A 16,386-nucleotide genomic window follows, 5' to 3' on the forward strand; every position below is an offset into this window, starting at 1 on the left:
ATGGGTTGGAATCCTTCCAAAGGGCTGCCATAAGGCGAGATGGTTTTGGATCGTTCCGCATTTCAATGCGATATGCCGACCGGGTAGGGTCGGAGGAGACAGGTATGGATTTCGAAAGCCTTTTTCGCGCCGATCTCGAGCAGCTGAAGGATGACGGCAATTATCGCGTTTTTGCCGACCTCGAGCGCCGGGCCGGTTCCTTCCCGAAGGCACATCACCATTTCGAAGGCTCAGGCCAGACCCGCGATGTCACCGTCTGGTGCTCCAACGACTACCTTGGCATGGGGCAGAGTGCGGTTGTGACCTCCGCCATGCACGAAGCGATCGACAAATGCGGTGCTGGCGCTGGCGGCACGCGCAATATCTCCGGGACGAACCATTATCACGTCCTGCTCGAGCAGGAACTCGCCGATCTGCACGGCAAGGAAGCGGCGCTTCTTTTCACCTCGGGCTACGTGTCAAACTGGGCGACGCTCGGCACGCTTCTGTCGCGCATTCCCGATGTGATGGTTTTCTCCGACGAGATGAACCATGCATCGATGATCGAAGGCATTCGCCATTCGCGGGCCCGCAAGGTGATCTGGAAGCATAATGATCTGGACGATCTTCGTGCCAAGCTGGCGGCGGCCCCGGCCGACGCGCCCAAGATCGTCGCTTTCGAAAGCGTCTACTCGATGGATGGCGACATCGCACCGATCGAGGCGATTTGCGACGTCGCCGATGAATTCGGTGCGATGACCTATCTCGACGAAGTTCACGCCGTCGGCATGTATGGCCCGCGTGGCGGCGGCATTGCCGAGCGCGAAGGGGTCATGGACCGGCTGACCATTATCGAAGGGACGCTGGGCAAGGCTTTCGGTGTCATGGGTGGCTATATCACCGGCTCTGTCGCTCTGATCGACTGGATCCGCTCTTTCGCATCCGGCTTCATCTTCACGACGGCCCTGCCGCCGGCACTTGCCGCGGGTGCGCTCGCCTCGATCCGCCATCTCAAGAAGAGCGCGATCGAACGGCGTCGCCACAAGGAAAACGTGGCCAAGGTTCGGGCTGGCCTCACCAAGGCGGGTATTCCTTGGTTGGACAATCCTTCGCACATTGTTCCGGTCATGGTGCGCGATCCGAAGAAGTGTAAGTGGATCAGTGACATTCTGATGGATCAGTCCGGAATTTACGTCCAGCCCATCAATTATCCGACCGTTGCGCGGGGCGCTGAACGTCTGCGGATCACGCCGACGCCGCTTCATACCGATGCCGATATCGCAAAACTCATCTCTTCGCTCTCCGATCTGTGGAGCCAGTGCGCATTGGCGCGGCACGTCGCCGTCGCCTGAGGAGAAACGGGCAACAAAGAGCTTGAAGGCGATGCGCGTGGCGTGTCGCCTTTTTTATTGAGGCGATCGGCGGGTCATGCCGGTGCTTCATCCGTGGAAGGCCGATCCTCGATCGACGCAAGTGTCGGGCTGCGTTCTGGCTAGGATATCTCCGTTTTCGCTCCGTATTTGAGTTAATTTAACCGACCCAAATTGTCTCTCCGCTTACGCGTAATGCCCTAAGCCCAGCCTTCATTGATACGAAGGCGCGGAGTGCGGGCAAAACCATGACGGTTGCGGGACAAGCCGATGAGCTGTTGCTGACCGAAACTTCGGAAGGCTTCATTTTCCGCATGGAGGAAGGCGGTCATCGGATGATGGTCACCATTGCGTGGGATGCGCTGATCACGCTCGGCGCGCCGATGGATCCGGACCGGCAACGGCAGTTCGTCCGCCGTCGCATTCCGGCGTTCAAGATGATCGCACGTGCGCCGGAGTTCAAGAATGACAGACTGCGCGGCCGCCTTCGCCTCAGTCGGCGTCATATGATCGCGCTGGCCGATAGCTACGACTAGATTTCCAGACAAGTGAAAAAGGCCCGGCGCGTTGCACCGGGCCTTTCTGCTTTTCTGAGAGCGTCGTTCAAGCGTTGCCGGAGATCCAGCTCGACAGAGCCGTCTTCGGAGCCGCTCCGACCTTCATGTCCGCGACCTCGCCATCCTTGAAAAGAAGCAGGGTCGGGATGGAGCGGACGCCGTACTGGGCGGCCAGTTCCGGATTCTCGTCAATATTGACCTTCGCAATGGTGATCTTGCCGTCCATCTCGGCGGAGATTTCCTCTAGGGCGGGCGAGATCATCTTGCACGGTCCGCACCATTCAGCCCAGAAATCGACGACGACCGGCTCGCTGGCCTTCAGGACATCGCTGTCGAAGCTGGAATTGGTGACAGTCTTCGTAGCCATTGTTGGCGTCTCCTTGTCGTTTCGGACCTGATGTGGCCCTCGGCGGCTGTCAGGTCAAGGCCGGAGCGGCTAGCTACCCTGTCGATCCGAAGCCTTCTGATCCGACTTCACACCCAGGCGCTCCGCCGTCGCATCGAGAAGGGTCTCTGAAAGCGCCACGAGACGAGGCCCGCCGGTAAAGATCAGAGCGCAGCGAACAGCTTTTTCGGGAAAGAGCTGAACAAGAAGAGCGCGATAGAGCGCCATCTGGCCGGCATAGGCCTCGGGCACCGCGTCCTCGCTATCGGGTATTGTGGCGTTCGTCTTGAAATCGACCGCGAGAACCTCGTCTTCGGAAACGGCGATGCGGTCGATAATGCCGGAAACGGCGCGTTTCCGCCCCTGCACGATAAGTGTTCCGGCGATGGAAACCTCCGCTCGCGAGCCTGATGCGAAAGCGGCGCTGAATTCCGGGTGGTCGAGAACGGCGAGGACGTTTTCGCGGATGGAGCGCTGTTCGCTCTGCGTAAAATCATGGCCGGACAGCCAGCGGTCGCAGGCGTCGTGACGTTGCTCAGCAGGATACTCGGCTAGAAGTTCCAGCAAGCGGTGAACGGCAAGGCCCTTGCGGATGGGCCAGGCAACAGGAGCATGGTCCATGCCGAGAACCGGCGAAACACCGGCGACGGCTTCCGTCTCGGAATCGTCGATCGCCGTTTCCAGCAGATCGCCAGCGCCGGAGGGAGAAAGAGGGCGAGGTGCGGGATCGGGGGCAGGAAACTGCCGCAACGGGTCGAACGGGAGCGGCCGTTCTGCCGTGGGCGAGGTTGTTTCCTCATTCGCGGCAAGCGGCAGCGCCGGGTGGGCGCTTGGCGCATAGCGCAGCACTTGGCGCCCTTGCACGACCGGATGTTCTGTCATCGGAACGACCTTGCCGCTTGCCTCAAGTCCGCTCTGCACGAGATTGAGCCAAGTCGGATGATCGGGCGCGGCCTTGCCGCAATAGCCGCAAACGATGAGCCGGTCTTCGGCGCGTGTCATGCCGACATAGAGAAGCCGCCGATACTCCTCCTCCTGAGCTGTCAGTGTGAGCGTCTTCAATTCTTCCATTTGCGGTACACGGCCGAGCTCCGGTGCTTTCCAGAGATAGGCGTCCGTTGAAGGGCCATGCTTGCCGGTTTTTAGCGGTAGACGCATCAGCTCGGGCAGGTGGGAGTGATGCGAGGGTGCGCCGCCGCTATCGACGAGAAAGACAATCGGCGCTTCGAGGCCTTTTGCCGCGTGAACCGTCATGATCCGGACCTCGTCGCGGCCCTGCTCCATCTCGCGCTTGATCTCCGGCGCCGAATGGCTGAGGGCGTCGACCACACGTTCCAGATCGGTCAGTCCGAGTTTCTCCTGCGCCATGACGAAGCGCTGAAATTCGTCGATCACCTCGCCCGCTTCTGGGCCAAGTCGGGCAATGAGCTTGCGTCTGCCGCCGTCGCGGCCGAGTACCGCGCCAAAGAAGTCGGCGGGCCGTCGATAGCCGGCCTCATCGCGCCAGATGCCCAGCTGACTTGCCGCCGCTTCGAAACGGCCATCATCGGCTCCGGCTTGACGCAGACGTTGCCAGAGCGAGCGGGAATCGCGCGGCAATAGCAGCGCCATCAGGTCGTCATCCGTCAGTGCGAAAAAGGGGCTCTTGAGCAAGCCCGCCAGCGCCAGATCGTCATTGGGTTGCTGGACGAAACGGCCGATGGCGGTCAGGTCCTGTACGGCAATGTGATCGGACAGGTGCAACCTGTCCGTTCCAGCCACCGACACGCCCTTCTTCTTCAGGGCGCGCGCCAAAGCATGGATGAAGCGGTCACGTTTGCGCACAAGAACCAGCACATCACCCGCTCTTATCCGGCTCGCCTTGCCCGGCAGCCTCGAGTGATGGGAGAGCCAGTCGGCGATCTGGCCGGCGACCTCGTCCGCAAGTTTCGCGGCCGGCGCGGCCGACGGATCCAGCCCTTCGACCCAGCGGGCGGGCGTCTCAGCTTCATCTGCCGTAAGATACGGCCACAGTTCCACGTCCCCCGCATGACTTGCGCGCACTGTTTCATGTTCAACAGGCTCGTCATTCTGCATCAGCCCCCTGCGGGCGTCTGCCGTGCCGAAGGTCTGGTCGACTGCCGATAGAATGTCTGGCGTGGAGCGAAAGCTCTGCCGTAGTTTTACTCTGGCAAAACCCTTCTCAGCCTGTCGGATGCGCGCGCCAAACCGTGCGCCCGCCTCGGAGAACTGGCCCGGTTCGGCACCCTGGAATGAATAGATGGACTGCTTTTCGTCACCCACCGCGAAGATCGTTCGACGTTGATCTGCCTTCGATCCTTCGCCCGCGAAGAACTCTGAAGCCAGAGCCTCGATGACGCGCCATTGCCGCGGGCTTGTATCCTGCGCCTCGTCGACAAGAAGATGGTCGATTCCCTTGTCGAGTTTGTACTGCACCCATGATGCGGCGCGGTTGCGGGTCAGAAGGTCGGCGGTCCTTGTCACGAGGTCGGAGAAATCAAGAAGGCCGCGCGCGATCTTCGATCGCTCATACCGGTCGAGAAGCGCTTCGGCGAGCGTCAGGGCCGCATGGGTCGCCTCCAATAGATCGAGCGTATTGAGCTGTCTTTCGACGGTCGAGACATCGTTCACGGCCGAATGATAGTTGGAAACGAATGCGTCGCCCCGCGCTTGCAGAAGCTTCGCGCCGAACAGCCATTTTTCGCCGTAGGCTTCGCCATTATCCTTGCGCAATGCATGGGCGAAGGCGTGAAAGCGGGCAAGCGGGTCGTCCTGGTCCAGAGCGACCAGCAGCTTGTCGCAGAAATCCAGCGGTCGTTTCGCCCCAAGCTGATCGCAATGCGCGCGCAAATCTGAAATGGCATTTTTATCCCAGCCCTCGGGGGGAAGCGCGTCCGCCAGAAGCGATTCAACGGTCAATCCTTCATGGAGACCGAGCTGGTCACGCAGGCGCGCCATGATCGATTCGCGATCCGCCAGAACGGGCGTCAGTTCGTCCCGCTTGCGGATGATGTCCGTCAGAAGCCGGTCGAGACCGGTCTCTCCGGCGCGCGCCATGATATGGTCGAAGGCATCAAAGAGCCCGGCATCCGAGCCCGATGTGGCTTTTGTCAGCAGCCGGCGGCGTGCATCGGCGAGGAGCGCTGCCTCCATCGCCGTGTCCATCATCTCGAAATGGCCGGCAATACCGGCTTCGAGCGGAAACTGATGCAGGATGGCTTCGCAAAAGGCATGGATGGTTTGGATTTTGAGGCCGCCGGGCGTTTCCAAAGCTTCGGCGAAGAGCCGCCGCGCTCTCGAAAGCCGCTCGGTATCGGGCGGAAACCCTTCCATATCCCGAATCGTCGCGGCGAGCTGCTCGTCGTCGAGATGCGTCCAGGCGCCCAGCAGGCCGAAGACACGCGCGCTCATATTAGCCGCGGCTGCCTTCGTGTAGGTCAGACAGAGAATGCGGTTTGGCTGAACGCCGTCGAGGAGAAGTCGTACCACGCGGTTGGCGAGAACATGGGTCTTTCCGGACCCGGCATTGGCCGACACCCATGCGGAGAGGGCAGGGTCCGCCGCCTGCCTCTGGCTTTCGATGGTCGAGGCGGTAATGTCCCAGTCGTTCCGCACGATCAACCGGCCTCGCTATCGGTGCCGGCGCTCCATTCGAGCGTGCGGGCCAGATGGTCGTAATCGCCCAGCGCTTCGTCGGCGCGGAAAGGCAGAAGCCGCGCCGTATAGCCATTGGCCGGATCGCGATAATAGATCATCTGTTCGATCAGTCGCTCCCAGGCCAGATCGGCCAGTTCCGAGGCGCTGACGATCTGCTTGCGCCGTTGGTCGAGAACGCTTTTCGTTGTCACGTCGCCCCGCGCGCCGAGTTTGATATAGAGAAGATCCGCTGGCTCCTGCGCACCGACTTCGTCGAAAGCGCCACGCTTAAGGAGGGCGGCTTCGAGCGGCAACTGTGAGGCGGTGAGTGCGCGGACATCGCTGGCGGAGGGCGGCTCGCCTGTCTTGTAGTCGATGATATCCGCACCGCCGTCGGCCATCCGGTTGATCCGGTCTGCCATGCCGCGCAAGGTGCACTCTGTTTCGGCAATCGCGGTCTCCCCGGCTTTCGCTTCAACATGCGATGCCGTGATGCGCGCCTGCCTTTCCTGCTCCAGTGTCAGAACGTGCGGAACCATGGAGAGGAAGCGGGGCCACCAGACCGCGTGAATGTCCGCCGGCAGCTTCTCGGATGCGAAATTCTTTCGGCCGATCGCTTCAAATTGCGCTCCGGCCGTCTCTGATGACGGATCGATTCGGGCGCGGATGAAGTCTTCCAGAATGGCATGAAAAAGCGTGCCGCGATCACGCGCATCATGGTCGCGCATCAATTCGGGCAATGGCGCGAGGCCAAGAATCTGCTCCGCATGAATGGCGTAGGGGTCACGGCGAAGCCGTTCGATCTGGGTCACGGAAAAGGCTGTAGGCCGGGCGTCGAGCGGCGGTATGGGGCAGGGCCGTCCGGCAAGCGGAACCGAGGGGCTTTCGTCGAGCATCGATCCCCAATGAAGATAATCCTTGCCGCGCAGACGCATCGCCTCGGTGGCATCCTGACCCGCCAGAACGGTCAGGCGCTGGAGCCACCGGGACGGGACGGTCGGTGCGCCATCGGCTTTGGCCGCGCGCGACAAAATGACGTTCGCGTGCCCCAGCGCCTGCTGAAAATCATGGGCCGCTAGGCCGATCCTTCGTTCCGGTGGCAGAAGCGAGAGATCCGACTGCATGCTGCGCGAAAGGAAACGGTCGGCGCGGGCTGCGGAAGGCCAGCTTTTTTCGTTCAACCCGCCAAGAATGACGGTATCGACCGATTGCAAACGGCTCTCCAGCTGGCCCCAGATGAACACTCTCTGATCCGCTCCCGCGGCCGGCTTGACCGTTTCCCCGGCAAGGAGCGCCAGCAAAACGTCCGGCCATTCGCCGGGTGCGACAGGAAGGTCGCTTTCCTCTGCAATCAGACGGCGCAGCCGCTCGGCGAGCAACGCGCCGTTCTCGCCCTCATAGAGACGCTCGAGAGCACCGTCCTTCTGGCGTCCAAGCGCCTCGAAGACTCGGATTGTCGCGACGAGAAGCGCGTGGAGCGATACGTCATTTTCGGCACGCAATGCGGTGAGAGGTTCGAAGGCTTCCTGTAGCTTGAAACCGAGGACGTCATCGTCGAATGGCAGGCCGGCCGAAGCACGGCGCTTCTCGTAACGCCGGTCCGGCTTTTCACGCGGTCGCTCCTGCCGGCGCTCGGCGATTTCGTCTAGCAGTTCGTTGAGCCGGGCAATGTCCGGCCGAGCGGTGGTGCCTCGCAGGTGAAGGAGTTCGAAGAATTCCGCCATTTCGCGCATGGCTGCGCGATGTTCGCCCAGATGAACCAGCGGATGCTTCAGCAGAGCCAGCAAGGGCAACACATCGCCGGGGCGCATGGCGCATTCCGCCGTCAGCAGCAAAAGCGTGGCAGGCGGCGTTGTCTCAAGTGGCGTACCGCCGGAATCATTGGCAATAAGGCCAAACCGCAGCAGTTCCGACGAGACGAGGCGCGCGAGTCCCCGGTCGGGCGTGATGAGAGCAGCGATCCGCTCCGGCTTCTCGATCGCTGCCCGCAGGGCTGCTGCAACGGCGATTGCTTCGTCCTGTTCGCTGGCGGCCTCGATCAGGGCCACATCGTCGAGCGCGCCGGCATTCAACCAGTCCTCGATCCGGCGTTCCTCCTGTTTCCAGCGATCGGTGAGCGGCGCCGGTGTCATGGCAAGAGAAACGATGCGTCCGCGGGAAGCGCGGGCGGGATCGGCCGTCCCGAGCGGTCGAACCTGATCCGCTGTGACGCCGAGTGCCTTGACCAACGTGCCGAGGGCCTGCTGCGGATGGCCATGGAGAGACGGCGTTATGGGGGCGGTTGCGAGCAGCGACCATGTTTCGGCGTCAAGGTGACGGTCGAGGCCAGGCAGGACGACCGCTCCGGCCGGAAGGGACGCGATGGCGGCAAGGAGCCTGCGCGTCACTGGGTTCGTGCCGGTCGAACCGGCCGCTATGACCGGTCCGGGTGGCGGTGAAGCGACAAGGCGTCTCGCCAGCGCGTCGAGAAGCTGATTGGTATGATCGGCAGGATTGCTCAATCCCCTTTCGTCCAGATAGGCAGGCCAGGCTTCGGTCACGATGGTCAGGAATTGCAGGGTAAGCTGCCACCAGTCGGCCAGTTCTTCCGGTACGATATCTTGGAAGCTCTCCCATCCAACGCCTTCTGTTTCCACCTCGTCGATCAGGCGTCCGAGATCAGAGGCAAGGTGGATCGCATCGGCAAGAGTGGCCGGGACCGGGGTGTCCGGGCCTCCGCGCGCCTTGGCTTCGGCGGCTATACGCCTCCGCCAGCTCTGGACGAGCGGAGCCAGCGTCAGCGTGCGGTGCAGTGTTTCCGCCGGCGGTCGCAGGTCAGGCGAATATGCTCCGCCCTCGACGATCAGCCCCGCATCCTCATCCGGATCGCCGAGGGTGCGGATGATCGGCATCATGACGGGCTGGCCGCCAGCCCGTTCCAGCAGATGAGCGCGTAAGGAACGCGCGGCGCGTCGTGTGGGCAGAAAGAGTGTCGTCGCGGGAAGGGCCAAGGGATCGCACGGATCGATCGGCATGCCTGTCAGTGTGCCGTCGAATAGGGCGTCCGCCAGCGTCGGCAAAAAGGGCAGGCCGGCATCGATGGAAAAAACCCTGTCGGACATCCGGCTCCCGCTAGTCTGTCGGCCGTCTGGCCGGTTGGATCAGCCGAAGCTGGATCGATCCGCTTATATCGCCCGTCAAGCGCTGGCCTCAACCGGCGATACGGCGTTGCTCGGCGGTTCTCGATCTTGCAATGGCTTCTTCCGCTGGCGCAATGGCCTGCGGTGTCCCGACGGTAATCCAGCGGCCCTGCAGCACCACGCCAAACAGGCGCCCCTTTTCAATGGCGCGGTCGAAATAGAGATTGAGCGAATGCGGCTCGGCCTTGGCGGCCTTGAAAATGGCCGGCGAAAGGATCGCGGCACCCGCGTAGATATAGGCGGGCAGACCGGACGCCTTCTCATCCTTGGCGCGCAGCAGCCGGCCCTCGGCATCCCTGGCGAAGTCGAGACCGCCACTATGACCGGTGGCATCGTCCATATCGGCAAGAAGGAGGGCGATATCCATCGCGGCAGGGTCGAAGAGATCGGCGAGAAGCGAAAGGGCCGGCTCTCCTTCATCGATCCAGAACGTATCGGAGTTCAGAAGATAGAAGGGCGCATCGCCTCCGATCAGGGAGAGTGCCTTGACCACACCGCCGGCGGAATCGAGCAACTGCTGCCGTTCGTCCGAAATGGCGATCTTCAGATCCTTGCGAGAGGCGAGGTGTTCGATGATCTGATCGGGCAGATAATGCACGTTGACCGCGCAACGGTTCACGCCGGTTTCGGCAAGCATGTCGAGGCCACGATCCAGAAGGCAGCGACCGCTGATCTCGATCAATGGCTTCGGCCGCGTTTCGGTCAGCGGACGCATCCGTTTGCCAAGACCGGCAGCCAGAACGATGGCCTCGCGGGGCGCTTCGATACTCATGATGTCTCCGCCGAAAGGCCGATCTGATCGTATAGCGGCCGAAGCGGCGCCAAAGCGGGATGGGCGAGGTTTCTGCGCAGATATTCCTCGATACGCGGCAAATGCGCGAGATAATGCGGCTTGTGGTCGCGCTGGTCGAGACGAACGAAAATGCCTGCGATCTTGCTGTTTCGCTGAGCGGCCATGATGGCGTAGGTGGTTTCGAACCGGTGGCGATCGAACCCGTCGCCCCGCGCCGCGCAATATGTCTTGACGACCGAATGTTCGAGGGCGGGAGAGATCGTCACGCGTGCATCCTGCGCCAGCGAAGCGACATCATAGGCGAGCGGTCCGATCACCGCGTCCTGGAAGTCGATGATGCCAACGCGGGCAAGGCCTTCCTTTTCCCCGCGCCAGATGATGTTGGGCGAATGAAAATCCCGAAGGACAAGACCCTGCTCGGCCTCGGAGAGATGCTCCAGAACCTCGTCCCACGCAGCGCGATATCGCTTGGCAAACGCCACAGCGTCTGCATCCGGTAGACGATAGGGCATGTACCAGGCAGGCAGCAGGTCGATCTCTGCGCCCAGCGCTTCGCGATCGTAAGCGGGGATCTCATAGGTTTGGCCGTCTTCAAGCGCGATTTGGGCGGCGGAGGACTGGCCATGCAGATGGGCAAGCGCTTCCGCGCAGGCTTTGTAGCGTTCTTCGTCAGGCTCACCGGCCGCGGGCCCGTCGCTACGGACACCGTCTTCGCCAAGATGCTCGACGAGGAGAAGGCCTGAATCGAGATCGTCCGCCATGATAGCCGGGGCCGCGAGGCCACTTTCGCGCAGCCTCTTTGCGATCGCGACGAAAGCCCGGACATCTTCCGCCAGATGGGCGACCTGGCTGTAAGGCGCACCATAGGCCTGGAGGACCGGCCCGTCCGGCTGCGCGGGCGCGTTCATCAGAACGGCAGTGCCGTCATGCAAGCCGATGGTCTCGTAGGAGCGGGTGGACGCATCGCCGCAGAAAAAGCGACGCTTCGCATTTTCGTGGTTCTGCGCGTCCAGAAAGGCGCGGATTGAAAGGCTGCGCTCCAGCCTGCTGCCGAACTCCGATGATGGAACGAGGCGAGCCTGCCGCCCTTCGCCTTGTAACGACATCTCGACTGTCAGGGCGGGAGCCGGCAGGACAGCTCCGCCACGCTCTGGCCATTCGACCAGAACCGCGCCGCCTTCCAGCCACTCCGTCATGCCAAGCTCATCCAGTTCGCTCTCATCACCAAGACGGTAAAGGTCGAAATGGGCAACCGGCAACCGGCCCTCATAATGCTGGACGAGAGTGAAAGTCGGGCTAGGCACTTCCAGTTCGTCGTCATCCGCGAGGGCGCGGATGAGCGCTCGCGCGAGAAACGATTTACCCGCGCCGAGATCACCGGAAAGTGCGATCAGGTCGCCGGGTTTGAGGCACATGGCCAGGTCCTCGGCAAGACGGATGGTCGCGGTTTCGCTTGGCAAAGCAAGCGTGAGAACGGTCGCGGTTTCCGCCTCGGGTGACTGGGATGGTGCGGCGGCCATGCTCATTCCGCGGCGTGGGTCATGCCGTTGGCCGAAAAGGGAATACGGCACGTCACGGTGGTGCCCTCGTCAGGACCTGTTTCGACCGTGACTTCGCCCTCATGCAGCTCCACAAGGCTTTTGACGATGGCGAGGCCAAGGCCGGCACCGTGCTTCTGGCCGGCGCGGCTTCCGGTCTGGAAGCGTTTGAAGATATTGGCGAGGACAGCCGGATCGACCCCCGGGCCGTCATCGTGCACGGAAAACTCGACCGCGCCCGATGCTTGGCGGCAGGTCAGCGAGATCGTGCTGCCTTCCGGCGCATGGTCGGCTGCATTGCTGAGGAGGTTGTGCAGCACCTGGCGCATCCGTTCGGGATCGGCATTGATCTGGTCTGGCGCGTTCTCGTTCGACAGGACGAGGGTGAGGGCATCTTCTTCCAGGCGCGGCCTGATGGCGATTTCGCTCTGTTCGAGTAGGTTCGCCACGTCCACCTCTTCAATTTCAAGCTGCATCATGCCGGCATCCACGGTCGCCAGATCCAGAATGTCGTTCACAATCGTCAGCAATGTGGCCGAGGACGTGGAAATGTGCTCGATATATTCATCCTGTGTCGGAGTGAGCGGGCCGGCCATCCCCGTCGCAATCAGATCGGTAAACCCGATAATGTTCGTCAGCGGACTGCGCAACTCGTAGGAGACGTGCTGGACGAAGTCGTTCTTAAGCTGGTCGGCGCGCTGAAGCGCCTCGTTCTTGTCTTTCAGTGCGCGTGCGACGCGCAGGGAATCCGTCTGGTCGACGAAGGTGACCATGAACTGGCCGGCAGGCAAGGGCGCCGCCGTCCACGCCAGGATCGTCCCGTCGGATAGTTCGGTCGTCCCTTGCAAGGTGGCGCGGCTTTCGTCAAAGCCGGTGACGAGGGCCAGAAGATCGGCCCAGGGCGTTTCGCCATGTTGCGCGGCAGCGGCAGCGCGAACCGCACTGATGTGTACACCTTCATTGATGAGATCGTCCGGCAGGCTCCAGAGACTAGCGAAGGCGGGATTGGCCAGGCGGATCTTTCCGTCGGGGCCGAACACGACCACGCCTTCCGCCAGATTTTCGAGCGTTTCGCCCTGAACGCGTAAGGCCTGCGTGTAACGGCTTTGCAGCGCCATCTGCTCGGTCAGGTTTTCGAAAATCCACGTCACGCCGCCATTGGGCTGCGGATTTGCGATCACGCGAATGGTCCGGCCGTCAGGCAGGTGCCACCAGTGCTCCTGGCTTTCGATGGCGCGATAGGCCGACAGGACATTGTCCTTCCAGCGCCGCCATTCGGGCTGTTCCGACAGAATCCTCTCCTGCCGTAAACGGTCGAGCAGAAGCGTGTTGGACGGCACGCTTTCCAGAAAGGGCGTATCGAGACCGAAAAGGCTCTGAAAGGCCTGATTATAGAACCGGAGCTTTTCGTCGCGGTCGAAGATGGCGATCGCCGTATTCAGACGGTCGAGCGTCAGGGCATGGCTTTGCGCCATCCGCTCCAGCTCGTCCCGCAATCCCGCGGTTTCCGTTCTGTCGATCACCATTCCGGCGCGGCCCTCGGCCGTCTGGACCGAGGTGATGTCGAGCCGCCGCTTGTCACCGGCGATTACCATGCTCGTCTCTTGGCGAATGCGCGCTTCCTCACCATGGCGGCGGTTCAGCATTTCGCGGGCGGCCGTGTCGAGCAGTTCGACCGGTGGGTCGCCGGCGCTCTGGTCCCTGTCGAAGCCCGTCAGACCGGCATAGGCCGGGTTGATATAGCTGAGCGTGCCGTCCGTTTCACGGATCCACATCGGCAGCGGAGCCGCTTCCGCCAGTTCTTGTAGAAGGTGGAGGTCCTTGCGGATCTCCTCATGCTCGGCCTTGAGGGCGACATGCTCGGCACGCATCGCGGAGACCGACAGGAACCGGACGATGCTGTGGTGCGGCGTCAGCCGCCCGATGACCTCGATCAGTGTTCCGTTCCGGCTGGCGACGATGGTGTCGAAAGGCTCGCCCTGATCGCGGAGCGCGATGATCGCCGATTCCAGTTCGGCAGCGGTGCGGCCGGTCAGCCAGCGGCCGAAAGCCATGAAAGCGGAGCGGTCGTGCGGCGCGCCACAGGCGGCGGGCAGGTCTCCGACCAGTTCGGCACGGCCCTCACCTTGGCGGGGCCATACGATGAGCCGCTGATCTTTCAGGTTGAGAAGGCTCTCATTGCGCTGAAGCGCTGCGGACAGGTCGGACACACGGTTGCGAAGCTCTTCGTTGAGAGCATCGGACCGGGTCCGTTCCCGGATCATCCAGAAGGTCAGAAGAAAGGCCGCGCCCAATACGCCAGCCAGTACCGAGGTCATGATGACGTTTGCGGTGGAGAGATTGGCCAGCACCGCCGCCTCGGACGGACCCGTAATGCAAAGCAGCATCAAGGTCGCCATGACGATCCTGCGCCCAGCTGATCCGTAAAGTCGCGGTGTGCGGCGCGAACGCTTCGCGGCTTCGCACTTTCCGCCATCCTCGTATGGCACCCTTCAACCCCTCATATTCGGCTGATCGGATTCTCATCCGACTCATCGGTACGCATACGCAACACGCAAAACCCGATCCGGCAGGCCGCTCCGCCAAATGCATTCCCCGGCCTATATGGGTTTGCAGCACCGCACTTGCCCCATTGCGATGGCCGCAGTTCCCCTCATTAGGGCCGAATCACACCATAGCGGAGGGGCGGATTCGCTGGAAGTGCAACAAACCACGCACAAAAGGTTAAGAGCCACAGGTAAGAGGCAGCCAGCGAAGAGAGGCGGCTTGTCATGGTAAACAAATCATAAAGACCGCCTTTAAATAAAAATACATACCCCTGCGTCATAAAGGCACAATCCCGCTGTCTTTGACGAGATTTACGATGAAGCCCCATTTGAAGTTCAAACTGACAAATATCGTTTCATTTGCGACCGCATGTGTGATGACCCTGGCGCTCGCAGCCGTTTCCATAGCGGTCTTTACCAGTCTCCAATCACGGATTGTCGAGCAGGCCCAGGAAAGCCAGGAAGGCAGCTTGCGGGTCGCTGCCGCAATCGTCAGCCGTGAGATGGACGGTGTGCGCATCACCACCGACAGCGAAGGCAATGTCGAGCGGGTCGAGATGGATGCCATTCCCGAGACCTTCGCGGATCACACCATGATCGATGAGGTCGGTGGCGTGACAGCCGAGACCGCGACCATCTTTAAATGGGATGAGGAAACGCGCGATTTCTGGCGTAAGACCACCAATATCGTCAAACCCGACGGAACGCGGGCGGTCGGTACACAGCTCGGCCAGGACGGCGCGGTCTACCCCGTCATCATGAGGGGCGAGACCTATCGGGGCGAAGCCGTCATTCTTGGCAAGCCTTATTATACGATCTATGCGCCGATCTTTGGACCGGACGGTACGGTTAACGGCATTCTTTACGCCGGCATCGACAAGGCGCGGATCGATGGACTGATCGGCCAGGTGGCCTGGCCGCTTCTGCTCGTATCGGCTCTGACGCTGCTTGTCGTCGTCGTCCTGATGACATTTCTCGCCCGCGCCCTGCTTCGGCCTATTCCGCAGCTGACTTCTGTCGCTACGAAAATCGCAGGCGGCGACAATTCCGTGACTGTTCCCTACAAAGACGCCAAGAACGAGATCGGCGAACTCGCCCGCTCCATCGAGGTCTTCCAGCAGAACGATATTCGCAAACGCGAAGTGGAAGATGAAGCCGAGGAAGTGCGGCGCGCCAATGATACCGAACGGACACGGCGCGACGAGGAGCGGGAGCAGTCGGCATCTGAGCTCAGCGGCGCCACCGTCGTTCTCGGCGAGGCGCTGCATCGTCTGGCGGAAGGTGATCTGACTGTCCGCGTTGGCGGTCAGTTGCCGGATAATCTGCGGCGTCTGGGGGCCGATTTCGACCTCGCAGTCGAGCGCTTGGAAGAAACCATCGACAGTGTGCTCAACGGGGTCAATCAGCTCAAGACCGGCACCAATGAAATCGCCGGGGCATCGAAGGATCTGTCGACGCGAACCGAGAGTCAGGCCACAACGCTGCAGCAGACAGCGGCTGCGGTGACGCAGATCACCGAGACGGTCAATCATACGGCCGAGGGCGCCGTCCAGGCCACCGGCACGATGGCAAAAGCCGGCGATGAAGCCGAAAAGAGCGGCCAGGTCGTTGCGCGCGCCGTCGCGGCGATGGGTGATATCGAGAAATCGTCCAAGGAGATTTCGGAGATCATTGGCGTTATCGATGAACTGGCCTTCCAGACCAACCTTCTGGCGCTGAATGCCGGCGTCGAGGCGGCGCGCGCCGGCGAAGCCGGACGAGGCTTCGCGGTCGTGGCCTCGGAAGTGCGTGTTCTGGCGCAGCGCTGTACCGATGCGGCCAAGCAGATCAAGGACTTGATCTCGACCTCTTCCGGTCAGGTGGACGAGGGCGTGAAGCTGGTCAATCAGACCGGCGAAGCGCTGGCGCGGATCGTCAGCGGCGTCAACGAGATCAGCGCCGTCGTTTCGTCCATTTCACATTCGGCTCAGGAGCAGGCCGCCGGACTGAAACAGGTGAACGAGGCCGTCAACGAACTCGATAATGTGACGCAGCACAATGCCGCCATGGCTGAGGAATCGACTGCGGCGACCGATCAGTTGATGCAGCAGGCCAATGAGCTGGCCGATCAGATCAAGCGCTTCAAGACCGCTCAGGCGACGCAGATGCGCGCATCTGCTCCGGTTCACGCCGAGCCCCAGCCGTCCGCCAGTTCCTCATCTCTCCGGGATCAGTTGAAGAAGGCGACACCGCACGCATTTGCCGAGCGCAAGCAAGCGGCGCCCACCGCTCCGGTGACGCTCAAACTGGCGGCCACTGGGACCGATGGCGAGATGACGGAAGAGTGGGACGAATTCTGAGATCCGTCGCCACATTCTTTCTCGGACGAAAAAAGGCCCGCCATCAGGCGGGCCTTTTGATTTG

9 protein-coding genes are annotated in these 16,386 nt (G+C 61.7%); 3 read left to right on the forward strand and 6 right to left on the reverse strand.

Translation table 11 applies throughout. The features are described 5' to 3' along the window. Window positions 1-104 precede the first annotated feature (104 nt). Together hemA and D8780_RS14150 are read left to right on the forward strand one after the other, a co-directional pair. A complete protein-coding gene (hemA, locus tag D8780_RS14145; protein WP_121646180.1) occupies window positions 105-1,331 on the forward strand; it encodes a 5-aminolevulinate synthase in 1,227 nt (408 codons plus the stop codon). Between the two features lie 266 nt (window positions 1,332-1,597). Then, window positions 1,598-1,885, forward strand: a complete 288-nt coding sequence (locus D8780_RS14150) for a hypothetical protein (RefSeq protein WP_121646181.1) — start codon at window positions 1,598-1,600, stop codon at window positions 1,883-1,885. 67 nt (window positions 1,886-1,952) lie between these two features. Here D8780_RS14150 and trxA read toward each other — a convergent pair whose 3' ends face one another. From trxA to D8780_RS14180, 6 genes are all read right to left on the reverse strand, one after another. Beyond that, the gene (gene trxA / locus D8780_RS14155; RefSeq protein WP_121646182.1) at window positions 1,953-2,273 is read right to left on the reverse strand and encodes a thioredoxin TrxA; all 321 of its coding nucleotides are present in this window, start codon (window positions 2,271-2,273) and stop codon (window positions 1,953-1,955) included. Window positions 2,274-2,342: 69 nt separating this feature from the next. Further along, window positions 2,343-5,906 (reverse strand): double-strand break repair helicase AddA, encoded by a 3,564-nt coding sequence (gene addA, locus D8780_RS14160; protein WP_158598518.1) that lies wholly within the window; start codon window positions 5,904-5,906, stop codon window positions 2,343-2,345. Between the two features lie 2 nt (window positions 5,907-5,908). Next, window positions 5,909-9,028 carry a double-strand break repair protein AddB gene (addB, locus tag D8780_RS14165; RefSeq protein WP_121646184.1) on the reverse strand — a complete coding sequence of 1,040 codons (3,120 nt, stop codon included), beginning with the start codon at window positions 9,026-9,028 and terminating at the stop codon, window positions 5,909-5,911. An 88-nt stretch (window positions 9,029-9,116) separates the two neighbouring features. Further along, on the reverse strand, window positions 9,117-9,878 hold the full coding sequence (locus D8780_RS14170) for a nucleotidyltransferase family protein (RefSeq protein ID WP_121646185.1): 762 nt from the start codon (window positions 9,876-9,878) through the stop codon (window positions 9,117-9,119). Beyond that, a complete protein-coding gene (tsaE, locus tag D8780_RS14175) occupies window positions 9,875-11,419 on the reverse strand; it encodes a tRNA (adenosine(37)-N6)-threonylcarbamoyltransferase complex ATPase subunit type 1 TsaE (RefSeq protein WP_121646186.1) in 1,545 nt (514 codons plus the stop codon). Before tsaE ends, D8780_RS14170 begins: the two co-directional genes overlap by 4 nt. A gap of 2 nt (window positions 11,420-11,421) precedes the next feature. After that, entirely contained in the window at window positions 11,422-13,836 is a 2,415-nt protein-coding gene (locus tag D8780_RS14180; protein ID WP_245412354.1) for a sensor histidine kinase, read from the reverse strand. 464 nt (window positions 13,837-14,300) lie between these two features. On the opposite strand from D8780_RS14180, the gene D8780_RS14185 reads away from it, so the two are divergent. After that, window positions 14,301-16,322, forward strand: coding sequence for a methyl-accepting chemotaxis protein (locus D8780_RS14185; RefSeq protein ID WP_121646187.1), 2,022 nt, complete (start codon window positions 14,301-14,303; stop codon window positions 16,320-16,322). Window positions 16,323-16,386 lie beyond the last annotated feature (64 nt).

Source organism: Notoacmeibacter ruber (assembly GCF_003668555.1).
GTDB classification, from domain to species: domain Bacteria; phylum Pseudomonadota; class Alphaproteobacteria; order Rhizobiales; family Rhizobiaceae; genus Notoacmeibacter; species Notoacmeibacter ruber.

Bases quoted from the DNA above. Each gene is read 5' to 3' on its own strand.
- hemA (WP_121646180.1), top strand. From the start codon at position 105: ATGGATTTCGAAAGCCTTTTTCGCGCCGATCTCGAGCAGCTGAAGGAT.
- D8780_RS14150 (WP_121646181.1), top strand. From the start codon at position 1,598: ATGACGGTTGCGGGACAAGCCGATGAGCTGTTGCTGACCGAAACTTCG.
- trxA (WP_121646182.1), bottom strand. From the start codon at position 2,273: ATGGCTACGAAGACTGTCACCAATTCCAGCTTCGACAGCGATGTCCTG.
- addB (WP_121646184.1), bottom strand. From the start codon at position 9,028: ATGTCCGACAGGGTTTTTTCCATCGATGCCGGCCTGCCCTTTTTGCCG.
- D8780_RS14170 (WP_121646185.1), bottom strand. From the start codon at position 9,878: ATGAGTATCGAAGCGCCCCGCGAGGCCATCGTTCTGGCTGCCGGTCTT.
- tsaE (WP_121646186.1), bottom strand. From the start codon at position 11,419: ATGGCCGCCGCACCATCCCAGTCACCCGAGGCGGAAACCGCGACCGTT.
- D8780_RS14180 (WP_245412354.1), bottom strand. From the start codon at position 13,836: ATGGCGACCTTGATGCTGCTTTGCATTACGGGTCCGTCCGAGGCGGCG.
- D8780_RS14185 (WP_121646187.1), top strand. From the start codon at position 14,301: ATGAAGCCCCATTTGAAGTTCAAACTGACAAATATCGTTTCATTTGCG.